The sequence below is a fragment of the Rhizobacter sp. P2_D12 genome (genome assembly GCF_056404395.1).
Genome location: NZ_JBFUEB010000025.1, coordinates 47,128 through 66,639, shown reverse-complemented (window position 1 = coordinate 66,639; position 19,512 = coordinate 47,128). Strand labels below are relative to the sequence as shown.

Genomic DNA, 19,512 nt, shown 5'->3' with positions numbered 1-19,512 from the left:
GGGTGGGCGTTCGCGCTGGCGTTGGCTTGCATCTATGGGCCGTCAGCATCCCCCGGTCTCACGACCGGGGTTGCTGCGGCTGCGTTCCTCATCGACGCTTGGGCGAACGAAATGGGGAATCACTACGGTGGTCTGTCCGCTGCTGACGGCAGATGGCCCGGATCGTCCCTCCATCCCGACACCCTCATCCGCTGCGTCTGGGGGTGCAGACGGAACATACAAGCCCGGATGCCCATCCGGGATCGCTTCGGCGCGGCCGACCCGGATGGGCATCCGGGCTACCGGCCGCCCGTCACGTCGAGCAGGCTGCCCGTGGTGTAGCTCGCCGCATCCGACAGCAGCCAGGCGATCGCGCGCCCCACTTCTTCCGCCGAGCCGGCGCGCTGCATCGGCACCTGCGGCGCGAGCTGCTGCGCGCGCTGCGGCTGGCCGCCCGAGGCATGGATGTCGGTCTCGATGATGCCGGGCCGCACCGCGTTGACGCGGATGCCCTCGGCCGCCACCTCGCGCGCCAGGCCGATCGTGAAGGTGTCGATCGCGCCCTTGGCGGCCGCGTAGTCGACGTACTGGCCGGGTCCGCCCAGCCGCGCTGCCGCCGACGACAGGTTGACGATCGCGCCGCCCGGCCCGCCATGGCGCGTCGACAGCCGCTTCACCGCTTCGCGCGCGCACAGGAAGCTGCCGAACACGTTGATCGCGAACATGCGCTGCAGCCGGGCCGTGTCGATGTCCTCGACGCGCGCCGCGCGGTCGACCACGCCGGCGTTGTTGACCAGGCCGTGCAGCGGCGGCATCGCGCCATCGCAGCGCGCGAACAATGCCAGCACCTCGGCCTCGACCGCGACGTCGGCCTGCAGCGCGATGGCGCGCCGGCCCAGGGCCTGGATGCGCGCGACCACCGACTGCGCCGCGGCCGCATCGCGCGTGTAGTTGACCGCGACGTCGAAGCCGAGCCCGGCACAGCACAGCGCCGCCGCGGCGCCGATGCCGCGGCTGCCGCCGGTCACGAGCACCGTGCGGCCGACGGCCTCGCCGATGTCATTCGTCGGCGTCGCCGCCGCCTTCGCCTTCGTCATCGCCCGCATCCTCCTTGCGCTTGGCCTTGGCATCCAGCGTCGCCTGCAGGTCGGCCACGCCCTTCATGAAGGTGGGGGTGTCGACCGGCCGCGCGATGCGCAGCGCCGGTGGGAACAGGTGGCTCATGTAGAGCTCGCTGCCCAGCCGGTCGGCGTTCTGCGAGTTGAACCACAGGCTCAGCAGGGTACCGGCCACCGCCATCCCGATGGCGGCATTGCGCACCCGGCGGTGCCGGTAGGGCTCGACCGCCAGCATGTGGAAGTACAGCGTCGCGGCGGCCACCGCGTAGCCGAGGACGAAGCGGAAGTCGCTGATCCACGGCCACGACAGCGAGAACGCCAGCAGCTGCGTCGCGCCGCTGACCAGCTCCCAGGCCAGCACCGCGATCAGCACCACGCGCAGGTGCCAGCCGAAATGCCCCTGGCGCGTGAACAGCTTGGACAGCAGCGTCCAGACGCCGCACCAGGCCAGCACCGCGACGATGGCCGAGATGGCGTTGCTGCCCAGCGCGCGCACGAAGCCGTCGGGGTCGCTGTCGAGGTAGATGTTGAACACCTGCAGCGCGGCCGCCAGCAGCACCAGCAAGCCGAGCAGCGGCAGGCCCTGCACCAGCGAGCGCGCCGGGTCGAGCCGCAGCTCGGGGGCCAGCGCGTGCTCGGCCAGGCGCAGCCGCAGGTGCATGCGGCCGGCGGTGATGGCCAGCGGCGCATCGCCGACCGGGCGGCGTTCGCCGCTGGCCAGGCGCTGCGTGCCGAGCACGATGCCGTTGATGCTGTCGCCCACCTGCACGAAGGTGCCGTTCTCGTCGCGGTCGACCACCAGGTGGTGCGCCGCGATGTGCGGGTCGTCGAGCACCAGGTCGTTGTCGAGCGCGCGGCCCACGCGCAGCGGCCATTGCGACACTGCCACGCCGTGGCGCGGCGTGCCGTCGCGTTCCAGCACTTCGATCAGCGCGACGGCACCCATGCGTAGGCCTCCAGGTAATGCTGCGCGAGTTTCATCGCGTTCGGGTAGCTGACGCCCTGGGCGTCGAAGCGGCCCTGCACGCCGGATTTCGGCTGGTCGAGCGTGGCCACCAGCACCGACACGTCGTACAGCTGCGGCAACTTCTTGTAGGCGCGCAGGCAGACCACGGCGCGCAACGGCAGGCCGTTGCGGTCGACGAAGTCTTCATGGCACTGCGGGCGCGTCTGCTGGTCGGGGCGGCGGCGGTCGAAGTGCTCGTTGCGGAAGCTCTGCGCATAGCGCGCGGCGAAGCGCAGCGTGCCGAGCTTGCGGCCGTCGTAGCTCTCGTGGCGCACCGCGATCGCGCCGGTGGTGAACTCGCCCATGAAGATGCGCGTGTCCATCACGCAGTCGGAGCGCTCGAAATCCAGGCCGCCGGTGCGCGACGGCTCGCTGCTGCCCCAGCAGCGCATGAAGCGGTCAGGCGGCACCGGCACCTGGTAGCGCGGGTGCGTCGCGAGCTTCCAGCCTTGCGCGATGAAGCGGTCGGTGAGCAGCTGCTGGTGGCCCATCATCTGCGCCGCGAGCACCGGCCAGGCCGGCAGCGCGAGCGGCGTGGCGTCGCGCCCGCGCGCCAGCAGCTCGCTCGCGAACGCGCCCGGCACCAGGAAGCTGACCTGCTCGCCGTCGACGCGGCGTGCGACGTTGACGCCGATCACGCGGCCTTCCTGGTCCAGCGCCGGGCCGCCGCTCATGCCGGCGCTCAGCGAGCCGGCGAAGAAGATCTGCGGGTAGAACGAGCGCTCGACGAGGCCGTTGTAGTTGCCCTCGATGACCGCGAAGCCGACGTCCAGCGGGTTGCCCAGCGAGTACATGCGCTCGCCTTGCGCGAGCTTCTGCGTCTCGGGACGGAACGACAGCGCGTCGAAGTTCGCGGCCTTCGGGTCGGCCATCTTCAGCAGCGCCAGGTCGTGCAGCACGTCCAGCATCAGGATCTTCACCGGCGCCTCGCGGCCGTCGGCGGTGACCGACACCAGGTCGTGGCGCTCGGGCTGCAGCGCGGCCTCGGCGACGACGTGGAAGTTGGTGATCATGTGCCCCTGGGCGGACACCATGAAGCCGGAGCCGACCGAGGTCTGGCTGGCCTGGCCTTTCAGCACGGTGCGGATCTGCACCAGCTGCGAACGGGCCTGCTCGTAGACCTTGCGGGCCGACAGCGAGACCGGGGCGGAGGCGGGGGGATCGGGCGGGGCGACGGGTTTCGGCGCGCTGGTCTGCGCGGCAGCGCTGGCGGTGCACAGCACGAGTGCCAGGGCCCGAATCAAACCCGGCAGGCCGGTGCGGAATGATCTCATCGAAATCATTCTACGGGTCCGGGCTGTGGCGGTGCGAGCGAAGGCGCGTGCGGAGATCCCGGATGCCAATCCGGGATCGTCGATCAAATCAATGGCATTCGACCGTGCCCGGCGGACACGCGATCGCGTTGCTCTGCAGGTCCAGCCCGTCGCCGGTGCGGCCGTACAGCGCCAGCATCTTGTACCCGGTGGCCGCGAGCGCGCTGCCGCCGTTGCTGACACTGATCGCCGCCGAGGTCGCGCCGGGACGCAGCCGGAAATCGGCGATGCGCCCGCTGCCGCCCTGGCCGCATTGCGCGCGGTCGCTGCAGACCGAGCCGCTGTCCAGGCCCAGCGTGCCGTGGCTGAAGGTCCATGCGAGGTTCAACGTGGTGCCCGCGTTGGTCTCCAGCGCCAGGCCCAACAGCGCGTCGCGGCTCGCCGCGGTGAGGTCGGTCCACGGCAGGCTGGGCATTGCCGCCCACACCGGCGGAATGCCCTCGACGTCGACCTCGAAGCTGCTGCGGCCCGAGATCGCGAACGGCACGCTGCAGGCATCGTCGCTGAAGGTGTTGACGGTGACCGTGCGGCCGCCGCGGAAGAAGTTGCGCACCACCGCATCGCCGGCGTCGCCATCCGGCAGCGCGACCCAGGTGTCGTCGGCGCTGCGCAGCGCACCGGTCGCCGGGTCCAGGCTGCGCTGGTTGTTGAAGGCGTTCTGCTGCCACAGCGACAACCGCGGCACGCCGGCGCCGAAGCGCTTGTAGTAGGCGACCGTCACCAGCGCGAGGTCGGCATTGCGTTGCGTGACCTGCGCGCACTGCAGCCCCGTCACGGCCTGGATGTCGAACGCGATCGCCCGCGCGTAGCTGTCGACCGGCACGTCGCCGTCGATGCGGCGGTCGCGCTGCGCCTTGGCCGAGGCGTGCAGCTGGATCGGGTCGACGTCGCCGAGGAACTTCCACGCGCCGTTCTCGCGTGTCACGCCCATGCCGGTGCCGACCGGCTGCACGTTGCCGTCCACGTCCTGCAGCACGAAGCTCACGCGGCACACCGGCTGCGAGCCGCCCAGCTCGCAGCGGCCGAGCGTCGGGCTCAGCAGGCGCGAGCCGAACATCTGCTGCGAATCGAACATCTGGCACAGCCCGGCCGCCACGGCCGCGGCGCCGGACAGCGGCTCGCCGTCGTCGGTGCTCATGCGCGCGCCGCTCGCCAGCTGCGACGCGAGGCCGCTGCTGCAGGCCGATGCGCCGGCCATCGCCTGCGTCATGTTGTTGAACAAGGTCTCCAGCCCGCCCAGCGACAGCTCGCTCGATCCAGTGGCCGCGGTGACTGTGCCGAGCGTCGTGCCCTGCTCCAGGTAGAGGTTGCCGGTGCCCAGGCGCGGCGTGATCTGCACGAAGGGCTTGTCGTCCACGCCGGTGCTCACGCCGACGGCATCGAGCACCTTGTCGTAGCCGCTGCGCGAGCCGGCGGCCAGCGCGCCGGTGATGAAGTCGAAATCGCTCGCGACGTTGCCGCTGAGCACGCCCGACAGCCCGGCACGCAGCTGGGTTTGCGCGCCGGCGATCGCGGCCGCGTCGAGCGTGTCGCCCGCCAGCAGCACCGCGGCGTTCGTCAGCGGCGTCACGTTGGCCGTGCCGGCAGCGCCCTGCGCGACCGAGTACAGGCACTGGTAGTTGGCGCCGGCGTAGCCGCAGGCCTCGATGCGGAACGGCGCCTTGCCGGCGAGTTCGGGGACCGTGAAGCTGCCGTCGGCGCCCACCGCGATGTCGTGCGCGACCAGCGTGCCGTCGGCGTCCAGGATGCGCAGCGTGCCGCCGGTGATGGGCGCGCCCACCGCGACCGTGCCGCTCAGCGCGTTCGCCGGCATGTCCGACACCGGTGCGGAGGCTTTCGACGACGACGGATCGCCGCCACAAGCGCCCAGCGCGAGCACGGCCAGCGCGATGGCGCTGACCCCGATCCAGGAATTCGAACGGCGGGACCTGAGGTTCATGGCGCTCCTTTGCGGCCGGGGTGGATCCCGGTGTTTCGACCGGCCCGTGCACGCCTTGAGTGGGGCCGGCCCGTGCGAACGTGACTTCATGACGTGCGGGGGCATCCGCAGCAACCCTCACGGGTCGATGACGCATCGCGGCTAAAGTGGGTGGTTGTCCCGTTTCCGGATTCCGCACCATGCAACGTCGTGACTTCCTCACTGGTGTCGCGTCGGGCGCCGCGCTCACCGCCTTCCCGGCCGTGCTGCGCGCCCAGGCGCTCGACAAGCCCCGGCTCACCATCGCGGTGGGCGGCAAGAACCTGCTGTACTACCTGCCGCTGACGATTGCCGAAAGCCTCGGCTACTTCAAGGCCGAGGGGCTCGAGGTCAGCATCGCCGACTTCGCCGGCGGCTCGCGCGCGCTGCAGGCGGTGGTGGGCGGCAGTGCCGACGTGGTGTCGGGCGCGTTCGAGCACACGCTGAACATGCAGCTCAAGGGCCAGCGCATGCGCGCCTTCGCGCTGCAGGGGCGGGCGCCGCAAATCGTGCTCGGCATCAACCCGAAGACGATGTCCGGCTACCGCGGCGTGGCCGATTTGAAAGGCAAGAAGATCGGCGTCACCGCGCCGGGCTCGTCGACCAACGTGCTGGCCAACTTCGTGCTCGCGAAGGCCGGGCTGAAGCCGAGCGACGTCTCCATCATCGGCGTGGGTGCCGGCAGCGGCGCGGTGGCCGCGATGCGCTCCGGGCAGATCGACGCGATGAGCAACCTCGACCCGGTGATCACGCTGCTGCAGCGCAGCGGCGACCTGAAGATCGTCTCCGACACGCGCATCGTCGCCGAGGCCGACAAGGTGTTCGGCGGGCCGATGCCGGCCGGCTGCCTGTATGCGCCGCAGGGCTTCATCGACAAGAACCCGCTCGCGACGCAGGCGCTCGCCAATGCGCTGGTGCGGGCCGACAAGTGGATCCAGGCCGCGGGCCCGGGCGACATCATCAAGGCGGTGCCAGAGAGCTACCTGCTCGGCGACCGCGCGGTCTACATCGACGCCTTCCTGGCCGCCAAGGGCGCGCTGTCGGTCGACGGCCTGATCCCGGAGGCCGGGCCCGAGACGGCACGGCGTGCGCTGGCCAGCGTCGACCCGGAGATCGCCGCGGCCAAGCTCGACCTGTCGGCCGTCTACACGAACGAGTTCGTCAGGAAGGCCAACGCGAAGTACCCGAAGGCATGACGGCGGACCGAGCGCCGGGCCGCTCCCAAGCCGGTCCGCATCCCCCTGGGGATCGATCGACGTACTCGTCGAGCGAGGGGTTGTCATGACTGCCGCATTGCAGTTCGACGGCATCAGCTGCACCTTCATCTCGCGCGACGACCCGGGCCAGCGCTACACGGCGGTGCGCGACGTGTCGCTCACCGTCGGTGCCGGCGAGTTCGTCTCGGTGGTCGGCCCGACCGGCTGCGGCAAGAGCACGCTGCTGAACATGGCGGCCGGGCTGTTGACGCCCAGCAGCGGCACGCTCAGCGTGTTCGGCCAGCCGCTCGCGGGCTTGAACGCGCGCGCCGGCTACATGTTCCAGGCCGAGAGCCTGATGCCCTGGCGCACCGCGCTGCGCAACGTGATGGCGGGGCTGGAGTTCCGCGGCGTCGCCGATGCGCAGGCGCAGGCCGAGGAGTGGCTGCGCCGCGTCGGCCTCGGCGGCTTCGGCGACCGCTACCCGCACCAGCTGTCCGGCGGCATGCGCAAGCGCGTGAGCCTGGCGCAGACGCTGGCGCTCGACCCGGACATCATCCTGATGGACGAGCCGTTCTCGGCGCTGGACATCCAGACGCGGCAGCTGATGGAGAACGAGGTGCTCGCGCTGTGGGCCGCCAAGCGCAAGGCGGTGCTGTTCATCACGCACGACCTGGACGAGGCGATCGCGATGAGCGACCGCGTCGTGTGCCTGAGCGCCGGTCCCGGCTCGCACCCGATCGGCGAGTTCGCGATCGACCTGGCACGCCCGCGCGACGTGGCCGAGGTGCGCGCCACGCCGCGCTTCGTCGAGCTGCACCAGGCCATCTGGTCGGTGCTGCGCGACGAGGTCGTCAAGGGCTATCGACAACAACTGGCGGCCTGACGTCATGTGGAAGCACCTCAAGCCCCGACAGGGCAACCTGCGCCTGTGGCAGGTCGGCCTGCTGGTCGTCATCTTCGTGCTGTGGCACGTGCTGACGGTGCCCGGCCTGGTCCCGCCGTTCATCTTCGAGAACGACCGGCAGGCCGCGTTCTTCTTCGGCGAACCGCTGAAGATCTTCGCGCGCATCTGGGCCTGGTTCGTGACCGGCGCCGACATCTACAAACACCTGGGGATCACGCTGCTCGAGACGGTGCTCGCGTTCGGCATCGGCACCGCGCTCGGGCTGGCCTGCGGGCTGTGGCTCGCGCTGAGCCCGCTGGCGGCCGCGATCTGCGATCCCTACATCAAGGCGCTGAACTCGATGCCGCGCGTGATCCTCGCGCCGATCTTCGCGGTCTGGTTCGGCCTCGGCGTCGCGAGCAAGGTGGCGCTCGGCGTCACGCTGGTGTTCTTCATCGTGTTCTTCAACGTCTACCAGGGCGTGAAGGAGGTCAGCCCGGTGGTGCTGGCCAATGCCCGCATGCTGGGCGCGAGCCCGCGCCAGCTGCTGCGCCACGTCTACCTGCCCAGCGCCACCAGCTGGGTCTTCAGCTCGCTGCACACGAGCGTCGGGCTGGCCTTCGTCGGCGCGGTGGTCGGCGAGTACCTGGGCTCGGCGGCCGGCGTCGGCTACCTGATCCTGCAGGCCGAGGGCTCGTTCGACATCAACACCGTGATGGCCGGCATCCTGGTGCTGACGGCCTTCGCGCTGCTGCTGGACGCGGGCGTCGGCTGGGGCGAGCGGCGGCTGATGAAATGGCAGCCGAAGAGCGGCGAGACCGAGAAGCTCTGAGCTCGCCGACAATGCACGGCCCGCCACCCGCGGGCACCCTTCACCACCGGACCACCCACTTCCGCACCTCGCCATGTCGATCCAACGCCTTGCCTCGCTGTTCACCCTCGTCGCGCTGACCGCCTGTGGCGGCGGTGGCGGCTCCGATGCCCCGGCGCCCGCCCCGGCGCCCGCCCCGATCTCGATCCCGCCCGCACCCTATGCCACGTGCAGCGATGCGGGCAAGGCGGCCGCCGCCGCCAGCACCGCCACCAACACGGTGTGCATGCTGACGACGCACGGCGAGATCGTCCTCGAGCTGTATGCCGACAAGGCGCCGATCACGGTGGGCAATTTCCTGCAGTACGTCTCGGCCAAGCGCTACGAGAACACGCTCTACCACCGCATCGTCAAGAACTTCGTCGTGCAAGGGGGTGGCTACACGCTCGACCGGCAGCACATCGCGACGTTCGCGCCGATCGCGCTGGAAAGCGACAAGGGCCTGAGCAACGTCCGCGGCACGATCGCGATGGCGCGCCTGGGCGGCACCAACACCACCACGGCCACCAGCGAGTTCTTCTTCAACACGGTCGACAACCATGCCTGCCTGGATCGCTTGCCGACGCAGGCCAACTGCGACCAGAACGGCTACGCGGTGTTCGGCAAGGTCATCGCCGGGCTCGACATCGTCGACACCATCGGTGCGCTGGCGACCGACGTCAACGGTTTCCCGAAGACGCCGGTCGCGACCTACTGGGTCGAGCAGCTGAAGTAACCGCAGCCGGCGCGGCCCGGATGCCGCTTCGGGAACGGCTCCTCACTTCGCCGTCGGCATGACGAACTCGGCGCCGCGTCCGATGCTCGACGGCCAGCGCTGCATCACGCTCTTCTGCTTCGTGTAGAAGCGCACGCCCTCCTCGCCGTAGGCGTGCATGTCGCCGAACAGGCTCTTCTTCCAGCCGCCGAAGCCGTGCCAGGCCATCGGCACCGGGATCGGCACGTTGATGCCGACCATGCCGACCTGCACGCGCCGCGCGAACTCGCGCGCCACGTTGCCGTCGCTCGTGAAGCAGGCGACGCCGTTGCCGAACTCGTGCGCGTTCACCAGCTGCAGCGCGGCCGCGAAATCGGGCACGCGCACCACCGCCAGCACCGGGCCGAAGATCTCTTCGCGGTAGATGCGCATCTGCGGCGTCACGTGGTCGAACAGCGTGCCGCCCATCCAGAAGCCGCCCTCGTGCCCCGGCACGCGCAGGCCGCGGCCGTCGACCACCAGCTTGGCGCCTTCCTGCACGCCGACGTCGATGTAGCCGCCGATGCGCTCCAGCGCCTGCGCGGTGACGATCGGGCCCATCTCGGCATCGAGCTCCATGCCGTTCTTCACCTTCAGCGTCTTCGCGCGCGCTGCCACCGCGTCGACCAGCTTGTCGGCGATGTCGCCCACCACCACCGCGACGCTGATCGCCATGCAGCGCTCGCCGGCCGAGCCGTAGCCGGCGCCGATCAGCGCATCGACCGCCTGGTCGAGGTCGGCGTCCGGCATCACCACCATGTGGTTCTTCGCGCCGCCCAGCGCCTGCACGCGCTTGCCGTGGTGCGCGCCGGTCTCGTAGATGTATTGCGCGATCGGCGTCGAGCCGACGAAGCTGAGGGCCTTCACGTCGGGGTGCGTCAGCAGCGCGTCGACCACGGTCTTGTCGCCCTGCACGACGTTGAACACACCGTCCGGCAGGCCGGCCTGCTTCAGCAGCTCGGCCATCAGCAGCGACGGCGACGGGTCGCGCTCGCTCGGCTTCAGCACGAAACAGTTGCCGGCCGCGATCGCGACCGGGAACATCCAGCAGGGCACCATGCACGGGAAGTTGAACGGCGTGATGCCGGCCACCACGCCCAGCGGCTGGCGCAGCGTCCAGTTGTCGATGCCGGTCGAGACCTGGTCGGTGTAGTCGCCCTTCAGCAGCTGCGGGATGCCGCAGGCGAACTCGATGATGTCGATGCCGCGCGAGACCTCGCCCTGCGCGTCGGTGAACACCTTGCCGTGCTCGGCGGTGATCATCGCCGCCAGCGTGTCGCGCTGCTGGTTCATCAGCTCGAGGAACTTGAACAGGATGCGCGCGCGCCGGATCGGCGGCGTCTGCGACCAGCCGTCGAACGCGGCCTGCGCCGCGGCGACCGCGGCCTGCGCCTCGTCGACGCTGCCGAGCGCGACCTGGCGCGCGACCGCGCCGCTGGCCGGGTTGTAGACCGCCTGGCGGCGGCCGCTGCGGCTCGCCACCGGCGCCCCGTTGATGAAATGGCCGACCTCGGCGGTGGCGGTGAACGGATCGTGGGCGCCCATGGGATCTCCTGCAGCTCGGGTTGTGTACCGATTCAGTCTAGGAGCCGTCCCGCGGCTTGCCAATGCGATCGCAGTGACTTCATTGTTCGATAATCTGAACAATGAGCACGACCGACCAACGCATCGACCTGCTGTGGCCGCAGGTCCACACGCTGACGCTGCTGGGCCAGCTGGCCAGCTTCACGCAGGTGGCGCAGCGCCTGGGCTTGTCGAAGGCGGCTGTGAGCCAGCGCATCACCGAGCTGGAGCGCGCGGTCGGGCAGCCGCTGGTGCAGCGCACCACGCGCTCGGTGCGGCTGACCGATGCCGGGCAGCGCCTGGTGGAGCAGACCGGCGAGGCCTTCGAGCTGATCGCGCGCAGCGTGGTCGAGGCGCGCGACCAGGCGGCGCAGCCGCGCGGGCTGGTGCGCGTCACCGCGCCGGTGGCGCTGGGCCGCCAGCACGTGGCGCCGCACATCGAGGATTTCGTGCGGGCGCATCCCGACATCCGCGTCGAGCTCGACCTGTCGGACCGGCTGGTGACGCTGGCACACGAGGGTTTCGACCTCGCGGTGCGCCACACCAGCGCGCCGCCGGAGAACCATGTCGCGTGGAAGCTGTGCGCCTCGCGCGCGCTGCTGGTGGCGGCAGCCGGCTACCTGCGCCGGCGCGGCGTGCCGAAGCACCCGGACGAGCTGGCCGGGCACGCGTGCCTGACTTACCTGCGCCCGGGGCCGGCGGTGTGGCCCTTCGAGCGAGCGGTGCCCGAAGGCGAGCCCGAACGGGTCAGCGTCGTCGCGCAGGGCCCGCTGCGCGCCGGCAACAGCGAGGTGCTGCGCGACGCGGCGCTGTCGGGGCTGGGCATCGCGCTGGTGCCCGATTTCAGCGCTGCTGCCGCGCTGCGGTCCGGCAAGCTGCGCGAGGTGCTGCCGGGTTGGCGGCCGGTCGGCTTCTTCGGCGATGCGGTGTATGCGATGCGGCCGTGGAGCCCGGGCACGCCGAAGGCGGTGCAGGCGCTGGTGGCGCACCTGCGGGCGGCGCTTGCGGGCGGGTTCGACCCGTCCTCGCTACAGTCACCGTCTGTCAAACCGGAGGGAAACCATGCTGCGCCCTGATGCCACCATCGATGCATTCCATGAACGCCAGGTGGGCTACGCGCCCGACAAGTTCGGCCTGCGGCTCACGGCCATCGACGAGGGCCGCGTCGACTCGCAGATGCAGGTGCAGCCGTGGATGCTGGCACCGAACGGCTTCCTGCACGCGGCCAGCGTGATCATGCTGGCCGACACCAGCGCCGGCTACGCGACCATCGCGCACCTGCCCGAGGGGGCGAAGAACTTCACGACGATCGAGCTGAAGAGCAACTTCTTCGGCACCGCGCGCGAGGGCTTGCTGCGCTGCGAGGCGCGGGCCGAGCACCTGGGCCGCTCGACGCAGGTCTGGTCGGCCACCGTCTTAGGCCCAGAAGGCAAGAAGATCGCCCTCTTCCGCTGCACGCAGATGATCCTGGCCTGAGCGGCCGCGGGCAAAAAAAAGCCCACCCGGTAAGGGGTGGGCTGGAAGTCCTCAAGAGAGAGGACGTCGTTGGGATCGTTGCCGCCGGTCGCCTGTCGTTCAGGTGTGGGCCCCGGTCTCATGCATGGCGTGGTTCTCGCGTGGTTTGCAGCCAAACCCCGTGTGACAGCATGCAGTGACTATAGGGGGCACGCAAACGATTGGGCCATCCCCAAAACGGGGGAAACGTTCTCAGTCCGCTTGTGGCACAAGCCAGATGGCTGCTCCATCGCTATCGCGCAAACCCAGCATTCGCGCGGGTTTGCGCGGTGTGCCTGTTCTTGGGCATCTGGCATCGATGGTCAGGCAAGTGACCGAAGTGAGGCCGAAAGTTCGCTTTCGCACTGACGCGTTCGCATCGCGAATGCGGGTGTCGCGTGCCGATCACAGTGCGCGGCGCGACAATCCGCCGATGCACCCGCCGTCCCACCGCCGCCCGCCCGTGCGCACCCACGCGCCCGCCCCGCCGCTGAACGAGTCCGAGATCGACGAGCTGCAGGCACGCCTGGACGCGGTGCCGGCCCCGCTCGAGCCGCTGGACGCCAGCATGGTCGACGGCTTCCTGTGCGGCGTGCTGGTGCAGCCGGTGCGCGTGCCGGCGCAGCGCTGGCTGCCGTTCCTCACCGACGTCGACGGCCGGGCGCTGCCGGCGGGCTTCGATGCCCGGCGCCTGCACGAGCTGGCACAACGCCGGCATGCCGAGCTGAACGACGCGATCGCGCGCCGCCAGTGGTTCGACCCATGGGTGTTCGAGCTGGACGACGATGCCGAGGGCGATGACGCCAGCATCGAGGCCGTGCTGCCCTGGGTGGCCGGGTTCGCGACCGCGATGGAGGCCTTCCCCGACCTGATGGACCGCGACGCGCAGGCGCTGACCGAGCCGCTGGCGCTGCTGTACCGGCACCTCGATCCGGACGACCTGGAGGATGCCGACGAGCTGCTGGAAGAGATCGAATCGCTGGAGCCGCCGGCCGACCTGAGCGAGGCCGTCGAGGGGTTGGTGCGGGCGACGCTGCTGCTGGCCGACGTCGGGCGGCCCTTGCCGCAGGCGCCGCGCCCGCCGCAGCGCGGCCCGAACCGGCCGCAGCGCCGCTAGGCCCGCTCGAACCAGCGCCTGGCGTGCAGGCCGAGCCCGGTCGCGACGCTGGCGAAGCGGTCGCCGCGCACCGCGCGCGCCGCCGGAAACTCGGCCGCGATCTGCTGTGCCAGCAGCCGCAGCCCGGTCGAGCCGCCGGTGAAGTACAGCGCGTCCACCTGGTCCGGCCGCAGGCCGGCCTGCGCCACCGTCACGCGCGCCGCGTCGACGATGCGGGCCAGGTCGCCCTCGATGGCCTCCACCGCCTGGCGCTCCGTCAGCAGCACCGACAGCGCCCGCTCGACGTGCGACAGGTCGATGCGCGTGTCGCCGCCCTCGGCGACGCTGATCTTCGCGCCCTCGGCCCGCGCCGCGAGCTCGTGTCCCAGCCGCTCGGTCACCACCGTCATCAGGCGCTGGTGGTGCAGCGGGTTGCCGTAGAAGCTGCGCATGCTGCGCAGCTCGGCGACGCGCTGCGGGCTGTAGACCGAGTTGATCAGGTGCCAGGTCGCGAGGTCGAAGTAGACGCCGGTGGGCACCTCGCGCGGCGCTGCGCCGTTGCCGCCCGGTCCCATCGCGCCATAGCCGAACTCGCGCAGGATGCTGGCCAGTTCGACGCGGCGGTCGAAATCGGTGCCGGCGACGTGCACGCCGTGGTTGGCCAGGATGTCGTCCTTGCGCGAAAGCCGCGCGGCGCGCTCGGGCCCGACGCGCACCACCGAGAAGTCCGAGGTGCCGCCGCCGATGTCGGCCACCAGCACCACCTGCTCGCGATCGATGCTGCTCTCGAAGTCGAAGGCCGCGGCGATCGGCTCGTACTGGAAATGCACCTCGTCGAAGCCGACCGCGCGCGCCGCGGACTCGAGCGCGGCCTGCGCCTGCGCATCGCGCGCCGGCTCGTCGTCGACGAAGAACACCGGCCGCCCCAGCACCGCGCGGTGGATCGGCGCCTGCGCCTCGGTCTCGGCCAGCACCTTCAGGTGCTTCAGGTAGCCTGCGATGATGTCCAGGTACTTCACGCCGCGGCCGCCGCCGACGTCGGTGGTCTGGTCGACCAGGCTGCTGCCGAGGATGCTCTTCATCGAGCGCATCAGCCGCCCGTCGATGCCGTCGACGTAGGCCGCCAGCGCCGCCCGGCCGAAGGCGCGCGGCGGGCCGTTGGTCTCGGCGCCCTCGACAAAATAGAACACGGCGGTCGGCATGGTGCGCTGGCCGGGCTCCAGCTCGACCAGCTGCATCCGGCCGGCGGCGCCGTGCACGGGGATGGCGATGGCCGAGTTGGACGTGCCGAAGTCGATGGCGCAGTACATGGCGGCGATTGGCATAGCGAAATGGGGGGGCGGATTGTAGGCCCTACACTGCCGCGGCCATGAGTCCACCTGCCGTCCCCGCCGACCTGTCCGCCCTGCTTGCGCGCATCGCGCTGCGCGAGCGCGCCGCCTTCGAACCGCTGTACCGCGCCACCTGCGCGCATCTTTTGGGCGTCGCCTTCCGTATATTGAACGACAGGGACCGCGCCGAAGAGGTGCTGCAGGAAGCCTTCATGAATGTCTGGCACAACGCCGGGAGCTACCGGCCGGACGTCGCGACGCCGATGACCTGGCTGATCAACATCGTGCGCAACAAGGCGATCGACACGCTGCGCTCGGGCAAGACCGAGCGCGCCTCGACGGTGGCGCTGGACGACGAGGCAATGGCGGTGGCCGGCGATGCCGCGCTCGAGCCGCAGCGGCTGCTCGACGACGGGCTCACCAAGGCGCGCATCGACGGCTGCATGGCGACGCTGAACCCGTCGCAGCGCCAGGCGCTGGCGCTGGCCTATTACCGCGGCATGGTCCACACCGACATCGCCGTGGCCTTGAACGCGCCGGTCGGCACCGCGAAGGCCTGGGTGCGGCGCGGCCTCGACCGGCTGAAGGATTGCCTGCAGGCCGCGGGGGTCGGCGCATGAACTACCTGCAGCCCGAACGCCTGGACCGGCTGGCGCGCGAGTACGTGCTGGGCACGCTGAGCGGCCGCGCGCGGCGCCGCTTCGAGCGCGTGCTGGCAGCCAGCCCCGCGGCGTCGATGGCTGTCGGGACCTGGCAGGAACGCTTCAGCGTGCTGGCCGCCAGCGTGCCGCCGATGCAGCCGCGCGAGGCGGCCTGGCACGGCCTCGAACAGCGGCTGTTCCCGGCGCCGCGACAGCAGCCTGCAGGCTTAGGCGCCTGGTTCGGCCGGCTGCTGTCGGCCCGCTCGCTGGGCGGTGCGCTGGCCGGCGTGCTGCTGTGCCTGGCGGTGCTGCGCCTGCAGCCGGGGCTGGCCGGGCTGGAGCCGACCTCCGAGGCGCTGCCGCAAAGCTACGTCGGCCTGCTCAGCGATGCCGCCGGCCGGCCCGCGGTGCTGGCCAGCTCGCTGCGCCACGGGCGCCAGCTGACGGTGAAGCTGCTGCAGCCGGTGGCCGTCCCGGCCGACCGTGTCGCCCAGCTGTGGGCCCTGCCGCGCGACGGCAGCGCGCCGTTCCCGGTCGGCACGGTGCCCGACCACGGCAGCGCGACGCTTTCGCTGCCGGACAGCTCGGAGAAGCTGTTCTTCAACGTGACACGGCTGGCCGTCACGCTGGAGGTCGCACCGGCAATGGCCGGGGCCTCGCCCGGCGGGCCGTTCGTGCTGATCGGCCCGTGCGTGAAGCTCTGGTAGCAATTTCTTTCAAATGAGCCTGCGTCCGTTTCCGCAACCTGCTCCGTAAGTGACCGCAAGACATCGACGAACGGTGTCTGCCCACCAAACCACCCCGAGGAACCCGATCATGAACGCTTCGATTGCCCGCCTGCTGACCCTCTCGACCCTGGCCCTCGCGCTCGGCAGCGCCTTCGCCGCCGACAGCGCGCCGCCGGCCCCGACGCCCGCCGCTGCAGCGGCCGACAAGCTGGGTGCCGCGCGCGCCCAGATCGCCGCGAAGAACTGGGCTGGCGCCATCGACGAGCTGAAGAAGGTCAACGACACCGGCAGCGCCGACTGGAACAACCTGATGGGCTACAGCCTGCGCAAGGCGAAGACGCCCGACCTGGCCGCCTCGGAGAAGTTCTACAACGACGCGCTGCGCATCGACCCGAAGCACAAGGGCACGCTCGAGTACTCCGGCGAGCTGTTCCTGATGAAGGGCGACCTGCCGAGCGCCGAGCAGCGCCTGGCCGCACTGGACAAGGTCTGCGGCGCGAGCTGCAGCGAGACGGTCGAGCTGAAGAAGTCGATCGAGCGCTACAAGGCGGCGGGCAACAAGTACGTCGCCACGAACTGGTAAGTCAAACGCGACGAACCCGGATTGGCATCCGGGCTACGAGCCTGTAGCCCGGATGGAGCGCAGCGGAATCCGGGATGCCGCCGGCACGCCGCCGCAGAACCCGTAGTCCAGTGCCGGCCGCACGCCGCTCATCAGCTCGGCCAGCGCCCGGCCCGAGCCGGCGCCGTGCGTCCAGCCCAGCGTGCCGTGGCCGGCGTTGATCCACAGGTTGCCGAGCTTGCCGCTGCGCCCGATGTAGGGCAGGTTGGTGGGCGTGCTCGGCCGCAGCCCGGTCCAGAAGTTCGGCTCGCGGGTGTCGGCGACACCGGGGAACAGCTCTTCGTAGCGATCGATCAGCGCCTGGCAGCGCACGCGCGACGTGGCTCCGTCGAGGCTGGTGTCGTAGCCGGCCATCTCGGCGGTGCCGGCGATGCGCACCGTGTCGCCGAGGCGGCTGATCGCGATCTTGCGCGAGTCGTCGAGCAGGCTGGCCACGCTGGCCGCCTCGGGGCGCTTGAGTGCAAGCGTCGCCGAGTAGCCCTTGGCCGGGTAGATGTTCAGGTAGATGCCCAGCGGCCGCAGCAGCGGCGCGGTGAAGCTGCCCATCGCGGCGACGAAGGTGTCGGCCGTCAACGTGCGGCGCTCGCCGGTGGCCGTGTGGCCCACGCGCACCGACTGCACCGCACCGGCGGCGGCATCGATGCCGAGGATGTCGTGCTCGTACAGGAAGGTCGCGCCGCGCTGCTGGCACAGCTGCGCCAGCTTCTGCGTGAAGACGCGCGCATCGCCCGATTCGTCGCTGGGCGTGAAGGTGCCGCCGGCGATGCCGTGGGCGAAGCTGCGCAGCGCCGGCTCGACCTTCAGCACCTCGTCGCGCGACAGCACGCGGCGGTCGACGCCGTGGTGGCGCATCAGCTCGGCACCGGCCGCGCCTTCGTCGAACTCCTTCTGCGTCGAGAAGAAGTGCAGGATGCCGCGCTCCAGCCGGTCGTAGCGGATGCCGGTCTGCGCCACCAGCGCCTTCAGCGACTCGTGGCTGTAGCGGCCCAGCGCCACCAGCTGGGCGACGTTGCGCTCGAACGCGGCGTCATTGCATTGCAGCAGGAAGCTCAGGCCCCAGCGCCACTGGTGCGGGTCGAGCTTGGGGCGGAACAGCAGCGGTGCGTCATCGCGCGCCAGCCACTTCAGCACCTTCAGCGGCGCGCCGGCGTTGGCCCAGGGCTCGCAGAAGCTGACCGAGATCTGCGCGCCGTTGGCGAAGCTGGTCTCCAGTGCGGCATCCTTCTGGCGGTCGACCACGGTGACCTCGTGGCCCTGCTCCAGCAGGTACCACGCGGTGCTGACGCCGATGATGCCGGCTCCCATCACGACCACTTTCATCGCCACTCCTTCAAAGGGGGTGCAGCAACAGCTGCGCTGCCACACAGAACATCACCACCGCCACGCTGGCGTCGATCGCGCGCCACACGATGGGGCGCTGCAGCCAGCGCGAGGCCGCCGCCGCGCCGTAGCCGAGCGTCGCGAACCACATCAGCGATGCAAGACCTGCACCGGCCGCGAACGCGAAGCGCCCGTCGCCCGGCTGCTGCGCGCCGACGGTGCCCAGCAGCAGCACGGTGTCGAGGTAGACGTGCGGGTTCAGGTAGGTCATCGCCAGCACGCTGACCACCGTCGCACCCAGCCGGCCGCCGCCCGAGCCGGCCTGCAGGCCGGCGCCGGCACCGCGCCAGGCCTGGCGCGCCGAGCGCAGCCCGTACGCGATGAGGAAGGCTGCACCACCGTAGCGCAGCACCTGCAGCAACAGCGGTGCCGATTGCACCGCGGCCCCGAGGCCGAACACGCCGAGCACGATCAGCAGCCAGTCCGACGCGGTGCACAGCGCCACCACCGGGCCGACATGCGTGCGCGCAAGCCCCTGGCGCAGCACCAGCGCGTTCTGCGCGCCGATCGCGACGATCAGGCCGGCGGTCATCAGCCAGCCTTGGAAGAATGCGGAGGAAAGGGCGGAGGTCATGGGTGGGGGGCAGCCGCAGGATTGTCGGCAGTCCACCCGGTTCGGTGAAGGCGGATTCATATTTCTCGCCTTACATTAGCAGTGCTTATGAAAGACCTGGACCCCGCCGGCCTGGATGCGCTGGCCGCGCTGGCCGATGTGGCCAGCTTCGAACGCGCGGCGCAGCTGCTGTCGATCACGCAATCGGCGGTGTCGCAGCGCCTGCGCACGCTGGAGCTGCAGGTCGGCCAGCCGCTGGTGGTGCGCTCGCGGCCGCTGCGGCTGACCGAGCCGGGCAAGCTGCTGCTGCGCTTTGCGCGCCAGCTGCAGGCGATGCGCGCCGACCTGGCGCACGAGCTGGGCGATGCGCCGTCGTCCGACCAGCGGCTGCCGATCGCGGTCAACGCCGACAGCCTGGCCACCTGGGTGATGCCGGCGCTGGACGCGCTGGTGCACGACGGGTTGTCGCTGGAGCTGGTGGTGGACGACCAGGATTTCACGCACGACTGGCTGCGCCAGGGCGCGGTGCTCGGCTGCGTGACCAGCGTCAGCGAGGCGCTGCGCGGCTGCCGCGTGGTGCCGCTCGGGGCGATGCACTACACCGCGGTGGCCAGCCCCGGCTTCATCGCGCAGGCGCTGCCGAAGGGGCTGACCCGCGCCAACTTCGCGCAGGTGCCATTCCTGATCTTCAACCGCAAGGACGACATGCAGCAGCAATGGGTGTCGCAGGCCTTCGGCGTGCGCCAGCCGCGCCTGCAGGAGCGCTACGTGCCGTCGTCCGAGGCCTACGTGCGCGCCGCGGCGATGGGCTGGGGCGTCGGCGTGGTGCCCGAGCTGCAGGTGCGCCCGCTGCTTGCGAGCGGCGCGCTGGTGGCCTTGCGGCCGGACGAGCGCATGCCGGTGCGGCTGTATTGGCACCAGTGGAAGCTCGGGCCCGATGGCGCGGCGCCGTCGGCGCGGGTCGGGCTGCTCGACCGGGTGGGCGACGCGCTGCTGGCCGGCGCGCGGCAGGCGCTGGATGTGACTTGAAGCACATGGTTGCGAA

Annotated in this window: 19 protein-coding genes; 11 read left to right on the top strand and 8 right to left on the bottom strand. The window is 70.7% G+C overall.

Translation table 11 applies throughout. The annotated features are described in order from the left end of the window. Nucleotides 1-278 precede the first annotated feature (278 nt). The 4 genes from AC1DYN_RS11210 to AC1DYN_RS11195 form a co-directional block, all read right to left on the bottom strand. On the bottom strand, nt 279-1,076 hold the full coding sequence (locus AC1DYN_RS11210) for an SDR family oxidoreductase (RefSeq protein WP_477959358.1): 798 nt from the start codon (nt 1,074-1,076) through the stop codon (nt 279-281). Beyond that, the gene (locus tag AC1DYN_RS11205) at nt 1,039-2,043 is read right to left on the bottom strand and encodes an FHA domain-containing protein (protein ID WP_477959357.1); all 1,005 of its coding nucleotides are present in this window, start codon (nt 2,041-2,043) and stop codon (nt 1,039-1,041) included. The genes AC1DYN_RS11210 and AC1DYN_RS11205 overlap by 38 nt, the downstream gene beginning before the upstream one ends. Beyond that, entirely contained in the window at nt 2,025-3,377 is a 1,353-nt protein-coding gene (locus AC1DYN_RS11200; protein ID WP_477959355.1) for a S1 family peptidase, read from the bottom strand. The genes AC1DYN_RS11205 and AC1DYN_RS11200 overlap by 19 nt, the downstream gene beginning before the upstream one ends. A gap of 88 nt (nt 3,378-3,465) precedes the next feature. After that, nucleotides 3,466-5,355 (bottom strand): hypothetical protein, encoded by a 1,890-nt coding sequence (locus AC1DYN_RS11195; RefSeq protein WP_477959354.1) that lies wholly within the window; start codon nt 5,353-5,355, stop codon nt 3,466-3,468. A gap of 179 nt (nt 5,356-5,534) precedes the next feature. Here AC1DYN_RS11195 and AC1DYN_RS11190 point away from each other — a divergent pair, with 179 nt between their 5' ends. From AC1DYN_RS11190 to AC1DYN_RS11175, 4 genes are all read left to right on the top strand, one after another. Next, the gene (locus tag AC1DYN_RS11190) at nt 5,535-6,569 is read left to right on the top strand and encodes an ABC transporter substrate-binding protein (protein WP_477959351.1); all 1,035 of its coding nucleotides are present in this window, start codon (nt 5,535-5,537) and stop codon (nt 6,567-6,569) included. An 85-nt stretch (nt 6,570-6,654) separates the two neighbouring features. Continuing rightward, on the top strand, nt 6,655-7,455 hold the full coding sequence (locus tag AC1DYN_RS11185; RefSeq protein WP_477959349.1) for an ABC transporter ATP-binding protein: 801 nt from the start codon (nt 6,655-6,657) through the stop codon (nt 7,453-7,455). 4 nt (nt 7,456-7,459) lie between these two features. Then, nucleotides 7,460-8,287: an ABC transporter permease gene (locus AC1DYN_RS11180; RefSeq protein WP_477959348.1), complete on the top strand. Its 828-nt coding sequence runs from the start codon at nt 7,460-7,462 to the stop codon at nt 8,285-8,287. 73 nt (nt 8,288-8,360) lie between these two features. Then, nucleotides 8,361-9,041, top strand: a complete 681-nt coding sequence (locus AC1DYN_RS11175; protein ID WP_477959346.1) for a peptidylprolyl isomerase — start codon at nt 8,361-8,363, stop codon at nt 9,039-9,041. A gap of 42 nt (nt 9,042-9,083) precedes the next feature. Here AC1DYN_RS11175 and AC1DYN_RS11170 read toward each other — a convergent pair whose 3' ends face one another. Beyond that, nucleotides 9,084-10,604, bottom strand: a complete 1,521-nt coding sequence (locus AC1DYN_RS11170) for a CoA-acylating methylmalonate-semialdehyde dehydrogenase (RefSeq protein WP_477959345.1) — start codon at nt 10,602-10,604, stop codon at nt 9,084-9,086. 101 nt (nt 10,605-10,705) lie between these two features. Between AC1DYN_RS11170 and AC1DYN_RS11165 the strand changes: the two genes are divergently transcribed. From AC1DYN_RS11165 to AC1DYN_RS11155, 3 genes are all read left to right on the top strand, one after another. Then, entirely contained in the window at nt 10,706-11,698 is a 993-nt protein-coding gene (locus AC1DYN_RS11165) for a LysR family transcriptional regulator (protein ID WP_477959343.1), read from the top strand. Beyond that, nucleotides 11,685-12,098 (top strand): PaaI family thioesterase, encoded by a 414-nt coding sequence (locus AC1DYN_RS11160; protein ID WP_477959341.1) that lies wholly within the window; start codon nt 11,685-11,687, stop codon nt 12,096-12,098. Before AC1DYN_RS11165 ends, AC1DYN_RS11160 begins: the two co-directional genes overlap by 14 nt. 451 nt (nt 12,099-12,549) lie before the next feature. Continuing rightward, nucleotides 12,550-13,233 (top strand): YecA/YgfB family protein, encoded by a 684-nt coding sequence (locus tag AC1DYN_RS11155; RefSeq protein ID WP_477959339.1) that lies wholly within the window; start codon nt 12,550-12,552, stop codon nt 13,231-13,233. On the opposite strand, the gene AC1DYN_RS11150 is transcribed toward AC1DYN_RS11155, so the two are convergent. Beyond that, a complete protein-coding gene (locus AC1DYN_RS11150) occupies nt 13,230-14,537 on the bottom strand; it encodes an Hsp70 family protein (protein WP_477959337.1) in 1,308 nt (435 codons plus the stop codon). The two genes, AC1DYN_RS11155 and AC1DYN_RS11150, sit on opposite strands and share 4 nt — an antisense overlap. A 44-nt stretch (nt 14,538-14,581) precedes the next feature. Between AC1DYN_RS11150 and AC1DYN_RS11145 the strand changes: the two genes are divergently transcribed. From AC1DYN_RS11145 to AC1DYN_RS11135, 3 genes are all read left to right on the top strand, one after another. Beyond that, nucleotides 14,582-15,163, top strand: a complete 582-nt coding sequence (locus AC1DYN_RS11145) for a sigma-70 family RNA polymerase sigma factor (RefSeq protein ID WP_477959335.1) — start codon at nt 14,582-14,584, stop codon at nt 15,161-15,163. After that, complete coding sequence (locus tag AC1DYN_RS11140) at nt 15,160-15,891, top strand: anti-sigma factor (protein ID WP_477959333.1); 732 nt, start codon at nt 15,160-15,162, stop codon at nt 15,889-15,891. The genes AC1DYN_RS11145 and AC1DYN_RS11140 overlap by 4 nt, the downstream gene beginning before the upstream one ends. Before the next feature lie 109 nt (nt 15,892-16,000). After that, on the top strand, nt 16,001-16,495 hold the full coding sequence (locus AC1DYN_RS11135; RefSeq protein WP_477959331.1) for a tetratricopeptide repeat protein: 495 nt from the start codon (nt 16,001-16,003) through the stop codon (nt 16,493-16,495). 33 nt (nt 16,496-16,528) lie between these two features. Here the strand turns inward: AC1DYN_RS11135 and AC1DYN_RS11130 are convergent, their stop codons facing one another. Then, nucleotides 16,529-17,854, bottom strand: coding sequence for a D-amino acid dehydrogenase (locus AC1DYN_RS11130; protein ID WP_477959330.1), 1,326 nt, complete (start codon nt 17,852-17,854; stop codon nt 16,529-16,531). Between the two features lie 10 nt (nt 17,855-17,864). Continuing rightward, nucleotides 17,865-18,488: a LysE/ArgO family amino acid transporter gene (locus AC1DYN_RS11125; protein ID WP_477959328.1), complete on the bottom strand. Its 624-nt coding sequence runs from the start codon at nt 18,486-18,488 to the stop codon at nt 17,865-17,867. Between the two features lie 87 nt (nt 18,489-18,575). On the opposite strand from AC1DYN_RS11125, the gene AC1DYN_RS11120 reads away from it, so the two are divergent. Beyond that, on the top strand, nt 18,576-19,496 hold the full coding sequence (locus AC1DYN_RS11120; RefSeq protein ID WP_477959325.1) for a LysR family transcriptional regulator ArgP: 921 nt from the start codon (nt 18,576-18,578) through the stop codon (nt 19,494-19,496). Nucleotides 19,497-19,512 lie beyond the last annotated feature (16 nt).